The following is a 13,869-nucleotide window of genomic DNA, read 5'->3' as shown; positions in this document are numbered from 1 at the left end:
GATGCAGCTGAAATCTCTCTCTGTCCTGCTGCTGCGTTCCCGTTCCGGCGTGGCCGCCGTGGAATTCGCCCTGTTGATGCCTGTGCTGATTCTGGTGCTGGCGCTGGCAATCGAACTCGGGCGCGGCTGGCTAAGCTATGACCGTTTCGTGACTTTGGTGGACAATACAGCTCGCTGGTCCGCCCGCTTTCCGGAATTCGAGGAGCGCGTCAGAAGCGGAGTCAAATCCTTTGTCATGAAAGCTGGTCGGCCGCTCGATCCCGAAAAGCTCGATCTGACGCTCAGGAGCGCCAAGCTCGTGGGTGACGTCCCCGTGACCGAATTTCCTCCCCACAATTTTTTTGGCAACGCCGAAAATGTGAAGTGGGACAAGGTATTGACGGCAGGAAACTTCAAGGCCGAAGAGACGGCAATCGTGATTTCGGGTCGCTACAAATATCGCCCGATCATTTCGTTGCTGAGCGACACGACCATCGAGTTCGAGTATGTGACGGCAGTCAACCCGTATTTCTCCCGACATTACAAATATCAGAAGGGCAAGTCGGACTGGTCGTTCTGGAATGTTCGCTGATGGAATGGGCTACAGGCTTTTCATAGCGATAGTTCGCTCAACGATGTTGAACGTTGTCGGTCTCCGGTGCCGTTTCGTCAGTTCCGAGCCACGCCGCGCAATCCTTCAACGCCCGCGCGGCAATGAGCTGGCGTTTCATGATCGTCTTGTCCTTGCCGCGGAAACGCTTCACGCCTTCCGGCTTGACGATTGAACCCGGCGCCAGTTCCGGGAAGAGGCCGAAATTGATGTTCATCGGCTGGAAGGAGCGTTTGCCCGGCTCATCATCGGAGGAAAGGTGGCCGCCGGTGATGTGGTTGAGGAGCGAGCCGAGCGCGGTGGTGGCCGGCGGCAGGCTGGGGGTCTCGCCCTTCTGTTCGGCGGCGGCGAAGCGGCCGGCGAGGAGGCCGACGGAGGCGCTTTCCACGTAACCCTCGCAGCCGGTGATCTGGCCGGCGAAACGCAGGTCCGGCCGGGATTTCAGCCTCAGCGAGCGGTCGAGCAGGATCGGGGAATCGATATAGGTGTTGCGGTGCAGGCCGCCGAGGCGGGCGAATTCCGCATTTTCGAGGCCCGGTATCATGCGGAATACATCCGCCTGAACGCCATATTTCAGCTTGGTCTGGAAACCGACCATGTTGTAGAGCGTGCCGAGCGCATTGTCCTGTCGAAGCTGCACGACGGCATAGGCCTTGACCGTGGGGTTATGGGCGTTGGTCAGGCCCATCGGCTTCATCGGGCCATGGCGCAGCGTTTCGCGGCCGCGCTCTGCCATGATCTCGATCGGCAGGCAGCCATCGAAATAGGGCGTACCCTCCCATTCCTTGAAACCCACCGTGTCGCCGGCGATCAGCGCGTCGATGAAGGCGTTATACTGCTCCTCGTTCAGTGGGCAGTTGATATAATCCTTGCCGGTGCCGCCGGGGCCGACCTTGTCGTAACGCGACTGGTACCAGCAGATATCCATATTGATGCTGTCGCGGTGGACGATGGGGGCAATGGCGTCGAAGAAGGCAAGCGCATCTTCACCCGTCTCTGCCTGAATGGCGGCTGCGAGATCCGGCGAGGTCAGCGGGCCGGTGGCGATGATCGAGTTGCCCCATTCCTTCGGCGGCAGGCCATTTACCTCTTCGCGAACGATCGTCACCAGGGGGTGACTTTCCAGCTCTTTCGTCACGGCCTCGGAAAACCCGTCGCGATCGACGGCAAGCGCGCCGCCGGCCGGCACCTGGTGCCTGTCGGCGCAGGCCATGATCAGCGAGCCGGCAAGCCGCATTTCGGCATGGATGACGCCGACCGCATTGGCCGTCGCATCGTCTGAGCGGAAGGAATTGGAACAGACCAGTTCCGCCAGCGTATCGCCCTTATGCGCGTCCGTGCCGCGCACGCCGCGCATTTCATGCAGGATGACGGGCACACCGCTTTGCGCGATCTGCCATGCGGCTTCCGAACCGGCCAGTCCGCCGCCCACGACGTGAATGGGAGAAGTGGTCTTGTCTTGCATGCTGGCGTCCATGGGCGGCCGCGGGGCAAAGGCTCCCGTTCGGCGGCTGTCTTTCGAGTGATTGTTCCGCGCGGGTCCCGAAGGACGCGGCATTGTTTGCGGATGCACTAGCATGCATGGCCGGGGCAGCCAAATGTTTTTGAGGATAGGGATGTGAGAGAGGATGTGGTCTTTATGCCCGCGAGCCGCCCGAATGTAACGAGCGATCTCGTTTCCGTCCTGGATGTGTAATTTGCTGTGATGGTTGGCAGCGTTTTGGTAGTGGACCATCTTCCTCCGTCATTCCGGCCTTGAGCCGGAATCCAGCCAGCCCAAGTCTTTGGGCTGAAAGGACTCTTCCCACAGCGCAGACGCGCCGTGACTGGATGCCGGATCATCCTCGGGCTTGTTCCGGGGACCGGCATGACGGGAGAGGAGCGTAGCGAACCAGCCACCGACAAGAAAGGGGGGCGGTGCCGCATGGCGTGGTGCGCCGGGCCGATGTTCGTCAATCGCCGACTGGCGAGAATTTCCAGTAGATCCTGCCAGAATCAAAAACGGCGCCAGAGGCGCCGCTTTTTTACCTGTCGCTCAATCGTCGCGCCCTGGAGGTCGGGCAGCGGGACGATCGTTTACGCCTTAGCGGAACGAACGGGCTGCTACGTTACGGATGTCGTAACGGGTCAGGCCGATGTCGCTCAGAGCCTGGTTGGAAAGGCTGCCAAGTTCGTTGATCGTGCGGCGGTAGGAGATCCAGTTCTTTGCGATGCGGATGGGGTTCATGGTCGTTTCCTCAATCTATCTCTGTTGATTTCGTCTGCCGGCTCAGCGTTTCTCTGTGCTCTCGGCTGTTGAGGTTTATATATAGACATTGAGCCATGTTGTGCAGTGCAGAATTTAGGCTACTGCCATGCATTTGTGCAGTATGTCGGCTAAATTTGCGGCTTTGAATATCATCTGGACAAAATATGAGCGGAAATGCCTGTGTTTCAGGCGGTTTTGACGGGTTTGGCGACCTTTGGTGGCGCTAAAGAGGCTTTCCGGCGTGAAACGGCGCATCGGGAGGGGCTCGGACGCTATCCGGGCGCCGCGGAAATGGTCGGCAATCGATGCATTTTTCATCTGCCGACCCCGCGAGCGGCTGTGGCAGTGCCGCTTCTACCCGAACAACCGCCCAAAACGAAAAAAGGCCGGAGGCGGGAGCCTCAGGCCTTTTTGGGTAGGTCGTCTCGCATCCGCCGCAAGGAGCGGCGGGGCGTATAATCAGAAGCCGACGGCGGTCTTGGCGACGCGGCGGATGTCCTGACGGCCAATGCCGAGGTCACTCAGTTCGCGGTCGGTCATGCGGCCGAGTTCGGTTACGGTCTGACGATACTTGCGCCAGTTGGTGAGCGAGCGTGCAATGTTCATTTTCATCTTCCTCTTCGTGCTGTTCAGTCTCTGCGGCCAGTCTTGGGAGGCTTTGGTCCGGGGCTGAACTCGATCTCTGTATGACCATGAATATAATCGGTTTAATCAAAACAAAAACAGACAAAGCAAGATGTCACCTATGCACGAATTGCAATGCAAGCCGGTAAATCAGGCCGATTGCGGCGATTCATGCATAATTTGTGACCAATTTGTGTGCTTTTGGTGATCGTCCGGGGCTTCGGCAGTGCGAAGGCGTGAGGGATGACCGGATAAGGGGCGGGGCAGGGTGCGGAAGCCCCTGAATCGCTGGTTTGGAGCATGGGCCGGCAATCTGGCAATTGGACTGCGGCGCGCGCTATATATAATGTCAATGTAGCCGCATAAATATTGCCAGTTTTCCGCGCCTGCCTGCATGCGATATGCCGGGTGAGGCGGATCGGGAAGTCGATGGCAGGCGGATGTGATGCGGCTTGCCGTTTTCCGCCCGGAATCGCCTCCGCCCGGCTGTTGCGCCCTGTCCCCCGGTGCGGGCGGCGAATAAGCGGAGAGGGCGGCCGGCTTCTGCCACCGGCGCGGGGATGAGAAAAGTCCGGAGGAAACGAAAGGCGGCGATAAGGCGTGCTTGACCCTTTCTGAACATTGTGACATACCGCCGCCCAACGTGCGGGTATGGCGGAATTGGTAGACGCATTGGTTTTAGGTACCAACGCTTCGGCGTGGGAGTTCGAGTCTCTCTACCCGCACCACAAGCAAGGCATGGCTGCGCCACGCTTGCGCCAGAGTGCATCTTTATAAGATGCGGGGAGCTTCGGGGTTCATTTCTCCCCTTTGGTCTTTTTCTCCGGTGCAGGCTAAATGGTGTCCGGCAGGCGCTTGTGTAAAGAAATAAGGGAAGCCACGGCCGGGGAACGATGTTTCCGGCGCAGTGCTCGAAAGTAAACCAACGGCTGTCTGAGCACCGCCGCCATGATGTGAAGGTTAGGAAAATGCAGGTTATCGAAACGCTCGCTGAAGGGCTGAAGCGCGAACTCAAGGTCGTTATTCCGGCCGCCGACATGAAGGCCCGTCTGGACGAGCGCCTGGTTGACGCCAAGGACAAGGTTCGCATCAACGGTTTCCGTCCCGGCAAGGTGCCGATGGGCCACCTGAAGAAGATGTACGGCAAGTCCATCATGGCTGACCTCGTCAACGAGCTGGTTCGTGAAAAGCCGACCGAGATCCTCTCCAGCCGCGGCGAAAAGTCTGCGACGCAGCCGGCCATCTCCATGACCGAAGACGAGCAGGAAGCCGAAAAGATCCTGTCGGCCGAATCCGATTTCGAATTCACCGTTGCCTATGAAATCATCCCGGCCATCGAACTGAAGGCCAATGACGGCATCAAGGTTACCCGCGAAGTCGTTGAAGTCTCCGAAGACGAAATCAACGAGCAGATCCTCAAGATCGCTGAAAGCGCCCGCACCTACGAGACCAAGAAGGGCAAGGCCGCTGACGGCGACCGCGTCACCATGAACTATCTCGGCAAGGTTGACGGCGTTGCCTTCGACGGCGGCGCTGCTGAAGATGCTGAACTGGTTCTCGGTTCGGGCCGCTTCATCCCCGGCTTCGAAGACCAGCTCGTTGGCGTCAAGGCCGGCGACGAAAAGACCATCACCGTGACCTTCCCGGCCGACTACCCGGCTGCGAACCTCGCAGGCAAGGACGCCAACTTCGACATCACCGTCAAGGAAGTTGCTGCCGCTGCTGCCGTTGAAATCAACGACGAACTGGCTGAAAAGCTCGGCCTCGAATCGGCTGAAAAGCTGAAGGAAATCGTCAAGGGCCAGATCGAAAGCCAGTACGGCAACGTCACCCGCCAGAAGGTCAAGCGTCAGATCCTCGACCAGCTGGACGAAATGTACAAGTTCGACACGCCGGCTGGCCTGGTTGACGCCGAGTTCGACAACATCTGGCGCCAGATCAACACCGATCTCGCCCAGTCCGGCAAGACTTTCGCTGACGAAGACACGACCGAAGAAGAAGCCCGCGAAGAATATCGCAAGCTGGCTGAACGCCGCGTCCGTCTCGGCCTCGTTCTCTCCGAAATCGGCGAAAAGGCCGGCGTTGAAGTGACCGAAGAAGAAATGCAGCGTGCGCTGTTCCAGCAGCTGCAGCAGTTCCCGGGCCAGCAGAAGGAAATCCTCGATTTCTTCCGCAACACCCCCGGCGCTTCCGCTTCGCTGCGCGCTCCGATCTTCGAAGAAAAGGTTATCGACAAGCTGCTTTCCGAAATCTCGGTAACGGACAAGACCGTTTCCAAGGAAGAGCTTCTGGCTGACGACGCCGAAGAAGCAACGGAAACCAAGAAGAAGGCCCCGGCCAAGAAAAAGGCCGCTGCCAAGGCTGACGACGCTGCTGAAGGCGAAGAAGCCGCTCCGAAGAAGAAGGCTCCGGCCAAGAAGAAGGCCGCTGAAGGCGACGCCGAATAATCTTCTTCAGTGCAAGCTGATTGAACAAGGGGCCGTAGCGAAAGCTGCGGCCTTTTTGTTTTGGGCGTCCGGTTTCTGGGCGGTCGCGCGGGCTTCCCTACCTTCGTCCCGATCACAATGCAGTGCAGCATGATTTTTTGCTGCATCTGCTCTTGTTCATCTCCCGTTCATCTGGCACCCTGCGCAGCATGATTTGCCCCGGCCGCTGCATGCGGTCGTTCGGGCATTGTGTGCCGCTCTTGTGCGGCCTTATCGCTGCCAAACCATTGGCCTTAAGCTTTTACCGTGCCTGCCGGGTTCTCCCGGTGCGCCCTTAATTTGCAAGGGGACAAGATATGTCGCCACAAGCGGGTTTTACCCTTCTATTGTCTTTTTTCACCGCCGCTGGCACCGCGGCACACGCCGATGAGGCCGGGCTGATCTGGAAGCCGGTCAAGAATTCCGACCGTTCCTATACGGCGCGCATCGGTGCGAAACTGCCGGTCGATACGCCCATTCGCGCGGGGCTGGAAATGGGCATGAGCGCTTCCAAAACGGGGCAGGTGGTGGATACGCCGGTGCGGGTATGGGGTAATGTCACGCTGCTGGCCGAACAGTTGCCAGGCGTTTCACTTGCCCGTGATGTCGGTGTCATCTTCAATGCGCTGACGGGATCGAGCAGCGTTTCCGTGACCTCGCAGCAGAAGCGCATCGTTACGCCGGAGCTGGATATCGAGGCGAACCGCAATTTCACCGTGCGTTATGACGGCACGGCACAGCAATGGAACGGGCTGGATGTGTCGCAGTCGCTGCGCCTTTCCCGCTCCGAGACCGGCACGGCCTTTGTGCTGACGGGGGCGAGCCGTAACAGTTTCAACGAGTTCAGCAGCGGCGTGGCGGTGGAGCAGAAACTGGGCGATCACCTGACGGTGCGGGGGACGCTCGATCAGGGTTATGCGGATCATTTCCGGCCGGGGGTGAGTGCGCGGTATAGTATTCGGTGGTGAGGGTAGGCGTCACCTATCGTCAAGGGACCGGGTGCGAGTGATCGGCATCCTCGCTCCAGACGCCGCGTCATCCTTGGGCTTGTCCCAAGGATCTAATCACGTCTCATAAATCGAAACGTTGCAGATGCTCGGGACAGGCCCGAGCATGACGGCAGGAGAGGTTCGCACATTGCAGGTGATCTTTTTACCCGCAGCAAAGCCTAATCCTTCTTGATCTCACCCATGCGGTTCCACGCATCCAGCCCCGCAATCTTGTAGGCTTCGGCAAGGGTCGGATAGTTGAACGTATTCTCCACGAAATACTCCACCGTGCCTTTCAGGTTCAGCACCGCCTGGCCGATATGCACCAGTTCGGTCGCGCCTTCGCCGACGATGTGGACGCCGAGCAGGCGGCGGGTTTTGAGCGAGAAGATCATCTTCAACAGCCCGCTGTCGAGACCCATGATGTGGCCGCGCGAGGTTTCGCGGAAATGGGCGATGCCGCATTCATAGGGAATGCCGCGTTCAATGACTTCTTCTTCCGTCAGGCCGCAGGTGGAGATTTCCGGCACGGCATAGATGCCATAGGGGAAGAATTGCGGCGGTTCGCCGGCCGGTGCGCCGACGGCGTGGCGGGCGGCGATGCGGCCCTGTTCCATGGAGGTGGAGGCAAGGCTCGGGAAACCGATGATGTCGCCGGCGGCATAGATGTTCGGCACCGAGGTCTGGAAGGTTTCGGGATCGACCTTCAGGCGGCCGCGGCTGTCGGCCTCCAGCCCGCAGGCCGAAAGATTGAGCGTATCGGTGGCGCCGACGCGGCCCGGCGGCAAACAGCACCGTCTCGGCCTTCAGCACGCGGCCATTGCCGAGCGAGACGAGGCATTTGCCGCTTTCGTCGCGCTCCACTTTTTCCGCCTTCTGGCCGAAGATCAGCTTCATGTTGCGGTCGCGCAGCTGATAGGTGAAATCCTCGACGATTTCCTTGTCGATGAATTCCAGCATGGTCTCGCGCGGCTCCACCACCGTCACCTGCGTGTCGAGCGCGCTGAAGATGGTGGCATATTCGATGCCGATGACGCCGGCGCCGACCACGACCATGGAGCGCGGCAGTTCCTTGATCTCGAGAATCTCGTCCGAGTCGAGCACCGCCTCGCCATCGAAGGGAATATGCGGCGGCCGGTAGGGGCGGGTGCCGATGGTCAGCAGGATGGAGGTGCCCGTCACGGTCATGATCTCGCCGTCGCTCTTCACCACCTTCATCGTATTGGCGTCGATGAAGCTCGCCGTGCCGCGAATGTGCTGCACGCGGTTGCGGGCGAACTGGTGTTCCAGCACTTCCACTTCGTGATCCAGCGTGATGAGCAGGCGGCGGCGGAGATCTTCCGCATCGATCTCCTGCTTGACGCGATAGGCGCGGCCGTAAAAACCACGCTCGCGCCAGCCTGTGAGGTTGAGCGCCGTTTCGCGCAGGGTCTTCGATGGAATGGTGCCGGTGTGCACCGAAACGCCGCCGACGCGGCTGCCCTTCTCGATGACCAGAACCCTCTTTTCGAGCTTGGCGGCCTGAATGGCGGCCCGTCTTCCCGCCGGACCGCTGCCGACAACAATCAGATCGAACTGGTGCATGAAAAACCCCGGAACAGAATTATTGCAATGACCGGATGTCGCATCCGGCATGGCGTCGCCGCGAAATGGTCGTGATGCCATTTTGACGATGGGGAGTGATTCCCCCTTCAGCCTTGCCCGCAAGAGTGCAATGCAACAAACGCCTGCGTCAATCTGTAGCGCAAGAATCTGACGGATTCGTAACTGGGGGTGAGGTTTCAGGAGGTTGTGCGATTCATGGTGGACGGAGGAGCGTGGGGCTTACCCCCCTCTGCCCTGCCGGGCATCTCCCCCTCAAGGGGGAGATCGATCTGCGGGCAGGTTTCGCCCATCTCGATATTTGCGAATGAAGTGATGTTTGCACCTCCTGCCGATCTCCCCCTTGAGGGGGAGATGCCCGGCAGGGCAGAGGGGGTAAGCCCCACGCACTTCGGTCGACTTTTCCAGAAAATACTCTAAACCTCCCAACAGCTTCATCCCGCCCGGCGCTGCCGGTCGGGGATGGGTCAGGGTGCGTGGGGCGATTGCCCGGCTGCGCTTCGGTTGAGGTTGGTGTGGGTCGGATGCGTTGCGCAGCCGGGTCTTTCACCATGCCGTATTTCGCAAAGGGCCGTGCACCGCGCTTTGCGAAATGGTCCTGTCGTCACGAACGCGCCACCGTCCCTATCAGAACCGTCCCTCGGTTTCCGCCACGTCTGGCGTCCACCCGGCGGGACTGCGTTTAATCTAACAGCGCGTCGCGGAGTGGGGAAAAGCGGGGATGAATTTTCCGGCGTCAGTCTTCCTTGCGGGTGACATGGCGGTGCAGTGCGGCAAGGTCCTGACGGAGCGCGGCCAGTTCGGCCAGCACCTTCACATCGATCTTTTCATGCAGGGAAAGAACCTCAAGCTCGGCCTTCAGGTTCACCTCGTAGTCCTTGGCGGCCTCGAAACGGTCGCGGGCGGCCTGGCGGTTCTGCGACATCATGATGATCGGCGCCTGAATGGCCGCCAGCATGGAAAGCAGCAGGTTGAGGAAGATAAAGGGGTAGGGATCGAAAGCGCCGGTCGTCAGGATGATGGTGTTGATGACAGCCCAGAAGATCAGGAAAAAGCAGAAGCCGAGGATAAAACCCCAGGAGCCGCCGACCTTGGCGATATTGTCGGCCAGCCTGTCGCCGAAACTCGCACCAGCGGAAAATTCAGCATTGGTGTCGCGTGAAATCAGTTTCTTCTGGTGCGACAGTTCCAGAATGCGCCGCTCCACTTCGCCGATTTCGCGAGAGGAACGCTTGAAATGCGAAACGATATAGTCGGAGATATCTGACACGGTGTGTCTCCGGTTCTGATGGGGCGATGCGGATGTTTCCCGAGATAAACCCGCATGGCGGTGGAATTCAAACGATTTCCACCGCCATGCGGTTCAGGCGTCCCCGCCGAAAAACATCAGACCGATGGCGCGCCCTCGTGCAGCCAGTTGAAACCGGGGAAGAAGCGTTCGCGGCCATATTGCTGGCCGAACATCATGTCGAATTCCAGCAGGCGGTAATCGCGCACCACGTCGGGAACGGCATTGGGCGCGATCGACCAGTCGGGCAGGGCCTTGCCGTCGGTCGTCACCAGCATATGCCGGTCGATGACGGAAAAGGCCTGCTGCACTTCGCCAAGCGTGCCGGTATAGAAGGGATCGGAGAAGCCCGCCGTTTTCAGCACGTGATAGGGCAAAAGCGCCGGGCTGATGGTGCCGATATTCTTGCGCACGCCCTTCTTTGAGGACCAGACGACGAGCGGCGTCTCGTGTTCCTTCTTCATTACCTCCAGCGGCGCGCGGCGGCTGGCCACCATGCCGGGCATATAGCCGCTTTCCACGAAGGTCTGGCCGAGCGGCGGCAGGTGATCGCCGAAGAGGACGATGATGGTTTCACGGTCGCGCTTCTTCGCCCAGCGCATCAGTTTCAGCAGCGCTTCGTCGGCTTCCGCCACGCCTTGAGAATAGGTGGCGAGCGCCTGCGAGGCCGAGGCGGAAAGGGCGCCTTCGACGCCAATGGTGTTCTCGGCATAACGGGTCGCCTCGTAGGGACCATGTCCCTGAAGGGTGACGGCGAAGAGGAAGAGCGGGTTCTGCGCCTTCTCGGCCGCCGCCATGATCTGGTCCATCAGCGCATCGTCGGAGGCGAAGTTGCCGCGTTTTTCCATGGCGGGCAGCGTCTCTTCGGAGCGGAATTCCTCGAAGCCGAAATTCTGATAGACCTGCTTGCGGTTCCAGAACCATTCCTGGAACGGGTGCATGGCGATGGCGGAATAACCTTCGCCACGGAAGAAGCTGGCGAGCGAGGGCACGGGGCGGCGGATATATTGCTGATAGGGAATGCTGCCATAGGGCAGGAAGGCGTTGGAAAAGCCGGTCAGCGCCTCGAATTCCACATTCGCCGTCATGCCGCCGAATTCCGGGGAAAAGACGTTGCCGGACTGTTTGGCGCGGATCGTCGGCATGGGATCGGCGGAGAGCTTCACATTTTCCAGCCGCGTCGGATCCCACAGCGATTCGCTCATCAGCATGATGACATCGGGGTAATCGCCCTTGTTGGCGGCGAAGGCGGCGGGCTCGGAGGTCAGGTCGGCAATGGTGTTTTCGCCGTAACCCTGCGGCGCCGAGACATTGGCCATCGGAATATTGAAGGCAAAGGCCATCAGGAAGCCGTTATGGCGGTAGTTTTCCTGCTGATCCCACATCATGGGAATGATGTTGAGGCGATCGCGCACCCAGGAATAATGCGAATAGTCCATAAGCGAGGCAAGACCGGCAAGAAGCGGCAGCGCCAGCGCGAGACCAGCGGCGCGTTCGCGCCAGCTCAAGCCCGGTGAATGGCGGCGCGCCAGCAGCCACAGCGCTGCGAGAGCGGCAATCGTGGCGCAGATGCCGAGAGCGACCAGGGCTGCCGTCAGCGGCTGGGCCTTCAGCATGGTCGGCAGAAGCTCGAGGATCTGGCGGCCGAACAGCAGGTCGGAGGGGTAAAGCGGATCGGAAAGATAGGTCTGTTTCTGCGCCGAAATCAGCCCCGTCAGCGCGCAGAGCGGCGCAAGCGCGATCAGCGACAGGTAACGCCTGCCAAGAAGTGCATCCAGCGCCACGAGGAGGGCAAGCACGGCGGCAATGGTGGTCATGCCGGGGCGGGCGGAGGAGGTGAGGAAAGCGCCGACATCCCTGAGCGAACCGCGGGCGATCCACTCTAGCGCCACGACCAGCACGACGGACGCGACCGTCAGATTGGCAAGCGGATAGGCGATGCCCGAAAGCTTGGAAAGGCTCCTTGTCCATGCAGGCGAAAAGACGAAACCAGCCTTTTCGGAAGCCGTTGTTTTTGGCGCCGAATCTCTCAAACCCATACTCCGGTATTGCAGGCGGCACGGCCGATCCGGGGAGGTGAATCGGGTGTCGCAAAAGTGTCATGTAACTGTCACATAAGCGCGATGAACGCGACATGAACTTTGAAGAGTCTGGCGGGTGCGGCGATAACCTTAGCGTGAACGCGCGCGGACGAAGCGTAACGGACGCCGCCATGCAATTGCCGCGTTGCGGAGCGGGCAAGGGCGCGGTATTGAAAAGCCATGAGCGACAGACACGATATAGAGAACCATCTCCGGATTGCCGTTGGGCAGTTCAATCCCACTGTTGGCGACGTGGCGGGCAATCTCGCCAGGGCGCGCGAGGCGAGGGCCGATGCGGCGACGCAGGGCGCCGATCTTCTGCTGCTGACGGAGCTGTTCATATCCGGCTATCCGCCGGAAGATCTGGTGCTGAAGCCGGCTTTCCTGAAAGCATGCCTGAAGGCCGTGGAAGAGCTGGCGGCGGAAACCGCCGATGGCGGGCCGGGCGTCGTCATCGGTTTTCCACGACAGGGTGAGACGGGCCGGCACAATTCCGTAGCGCTTCTGGATGGCGGCAAGATCATCGCGCTGCGCGACAAGATCGACCTGCCGAATTACGGCGAATTCGACGAGAAGCGTGTTTTCTCCGAAGGTTCGATTTCCGGTCCCTATAATTTCCGGGGTGTGCGGATCGGTATTCCGATCTGCGAGGAAATCTGGAACGATATGGGCGTGTGCGAGACGCTCGCCGAAAGCGGCGCGGAAATCCTGCTGGTGCCGAACGGTTCGCCCTATTATCGTGGCAAGCTGGATGTGCGCCATCAGGTGGCGTTGCGGCAGGTTATCGAAAGCGGCCTGCCTCTCGTCTTCGCCAACCAGCTGGGCGGGCAGGACGAGCTGGTGTTCGACGGCGCGAGCTTCGGCTTTAATGCCGACAAGACGCTTGCCTTCCAGATGAGCCAGTTCGAGGCCACACTTGCCGTTACCGACTGGAAACGTACGGCCGATGGCTGGCATTGCGACAGCGGGCCTTTCTCGAAGATTCCCGAAGGCGAGGAGGCGGATTACCGCGCCTGCATGCTGGGCTTTCGCGATTACGTCAACAAGAACGGCTTCAAGAGCGTGGTTCTCGGCCTTTCCGGCGGCATCGATTCGGCGATCTGTGCCGCCCTAGCCGTTGATGCACTTGGCGAGGAGCGGGTGCGCTGCATCATGCTGCCTTACCGTTATACATCGGAAGAATCGCTGAAGGACGCGGCCGATTGCGCCAAGGCGCTGGGCTGCCGTTACGATATCGTGCCGATCGTCGAACCGGTGGAGGGTTTCCTTTCGGCGCTTTCCGATCTCTTCGAGGGCACGGAAGAGGGCATTACCGAGGAAAACCTGCAGAGCCGCACGCGCGGCACCATTTTGATGGCCGTTTCGAACAAGTTCGGCTCCATGGTGGTGACGACGGGCAACAAGTCGGAAATGTCGGTGGGTTATGCCACGCTTTATGGCGACATGAATGGCGGTTTCAACCCCATCAAGGACCTCTACAAGATGCAGGTCTATGCCATTTCCAGCTGGCGCAATGCCCATGTGCCGCCCGGCGCGCTCGGCCCTTCCGGCGAGGTGATCCCGGCCAATATCATTTCCAAGGCCCCTTCGGCCGAATTGCGCCCCAACCAGACCGACCAGGATTCGCTGCCGCCCTATCCGGTGCTGGACGATATTCTCGAATGCCTCGTCGAGAAGGAAATGTCGGTCGAGGAGATTCTCGCGCGCGGCCATGATGTCGCCACCGTGCACCGGGTAGAGCATCTGCTCTATCTCGCCGAATACAAGCGCCGGCAATCGGCCCCGGGCGTGAAGATCACCAAGAAGAACTTTGGGCGTGACCGGCGTTATCCGATCACCAACCGGTTCAGGGATCGGTGATTGAAGGAAGGCGCTGGTAGCGGATGTTTTGCCCGGCGTTGCCGCCGTTTCTTCTCCCCGTCGGGGAGAAGGTGGCCCGAAGGGTCGGATGAGGGGGCAACCTCTCGATTTATCTCTACCGTC

At 60.0% G+C, this 13,869-nt stretch carries 10 protein-coding genes, 1 tRNA gene and 1 pseudogene; 5 read left to right on the top strand and 7 right to left on the bottom strand.

What is annotated here, in order from left to right; all coding sequences use genetic code 11:
* Nucleotide 1: 1 nt before the first annotated feature.
* The gene (locus O3W47_RS24135; protein WP_269314750.1) at nt 2–571 is read left to right on the top strand and encodes a TadE/TadG family type IV pilus assembly protein; all 570 of its coding nucleotides are present in this window, start codon (nt 2–4) and stop codon (nt 569–571) included.
* A gap of 37 nt (nt 572–608) precedes the next feature.
* Here the strand turns inward: O3W47_RS24135 and trmFO are convergent, their stop codons facing one another.
* From trmFO to O3W47_RS24115, 4 genes are all read right to left on the bottom strand, one after another.
* Nucleotides 609–2,066, bottom strand: a complete 1,458-nt coding sequence (gene trmFO / locus O3W47_RS24130; RefSeq protein ID WP_164865423.1) for a methylenetetrahydrofolate--tRNA-(uracil(54)-C(5))-methyltransferase (FADH(2)-oxidizing) TrmFO — start codon at nt 2,064–2,066, stop codon at nt 609–611.
* A 606-nt stretch (nt 2,067–2,672) separates the two neighbouring features.
* Entirely contained in the window at nt 2,673–2,816 is a 144-nt protein-coding gene (locus tag O3W47_RS24125) for a DUF1127 domain-containing protein (RefSeq protein ID WP_003495735.1), read from the bottom strand.
* Nucleotides 2,817–2,930: 114 nt separating this feature from the next.
* A complete protein-coding gene (locus O3W47_RS24120) occupies nt 2,931–3,155 on the bottom strand; it encodes a hypothetical protein (protein WP_269314749.1) in 225 nt (74 codons plus the stop codon).
* Between the two features lie 141 nt (nt 3,156–3,296).
* Complete coding sequence (locus tag O3W47_RS24115; RefSeq protein ID WP_004433052.1) at nt 3,297–3,443, bottom strand: DUF1127 domain-containing protein; 147 nt, start codon at nt 3,441–3,443, stop codon at nt 3,297–3,299.
* Nucleotides 3,444–4,106: 663 nt separating this feature from the next.
* Between O3W47_RS24115 and O3W47_RS24110 the strand changes: the two genes are divergently transcribed.
* From O3W47_RS24110 to O3W47_RS24100, 3 genes are all read left to right on the top strand, one after another.
* A tRNA-Leu gene (locus tag O3W47_RS24110) sits at nt 4,107–4,189 on the top strand.
* Nucleotides 4,190–4,429: 240 nt separating this feature from the next.
* Nucleotides 4,430–5,908 (top strand): trigger factor, encoded by a 1,479-nt coding sequence (tig, locus tag O3W47_RS24105; protein ID WP_127756907.1) that lies wholly within the window; start codon nt 4,430–4,432, stop codon nt 5,906–5,908.
* A 335-nt stretch (nt 5,909–6,243) separates the two neighbouring features.
* Nucleotides 6,244–6,894: a hypothetical protein gene (locus tag O3W47_RS24100; protein WP_078053056.1), complete on the top strand. Its 651-nt coding sequence runs from the start codon at nt 6,244–6,246 to the stop codon at nt 6,892–6,894.
* A gap of 200 nt (nt 6,895–7,094) precedes the next feature.
* On the opposite strand, the pseudogene sthA reads toward O3W47_RS24100, so the two are convergent.
* The 3 genes and pseudogenes from sthA to O3W47_RS24085 all read right to left on the bottom strand — a co-directional run bounded on the left by sthA (nt 7,095) and on the right by O3W47_RS24085 (nt 11,844).
* Nucleotides 7,095–8,499, bottom strand: a pseudogene (gene sthA, locus O3W47_RS24095) (Si-specific NAD(P)(+) transhydrogenase).
* A gap of 754 nt (nt 8,500–9,253) precedes the next feature.
* Complete coding sequence (locus O3W47_RS24090; protein WP_078053054.1) at nt 9,254–9,787, bottom strand: DUF1003 domain-containing protein; 534 nt, start codon at nt 9,785–9,787, stop codon at nt 9,254–9,256.
* A 116-nt stretch (nt 9,788–9,903) separates the two neighbouring features.
* On the bottom strand, nt 9,904–11,844 hold the full coding sequence (locus tag O3W47_RS24085; protein ID WP_269314748.1) for an LTA synthase family protein: 1,941 nt from the start codon (nt 11,842–11,844) through the stop codon (nt 9,904–9,906).
* 222 nt (nt 11,845–12,066) lie between these two features.
* On the opposite strand from O3W47_RS24085, the gene O3W47_RS24080 reads away from it, so the two are divergent.
* Nucleotides 12,067–13,746, top strand: coding sequence for an NAD+ synthase (locus O3W47_RS24080; RefSeq protein WP_080816915.1), 1,680 nt, complete (start codon nt 12,067–12,069; stop codon nt 13,744–13,746).
* Nucleotides 13,747–13,869 lie beyond the last annotated feature (123 nt).

Source organism: Agrobacterium sp. LMR679 (assembly GCF_027157905.1).
GTDB classification, from domain to species: domain Bacteria; phylum Pseudomonadota; class Alphaproteobacteria; order Rhizobiales; family Rhizobiaceae; genus Agrobacterium; species Agrobacterium leguminum.
The sequence above is the reverse complement of the archived record's forward strand: the minus strand, read 5'-3'. Positions and strand labels throughout refer to the sequence as shown.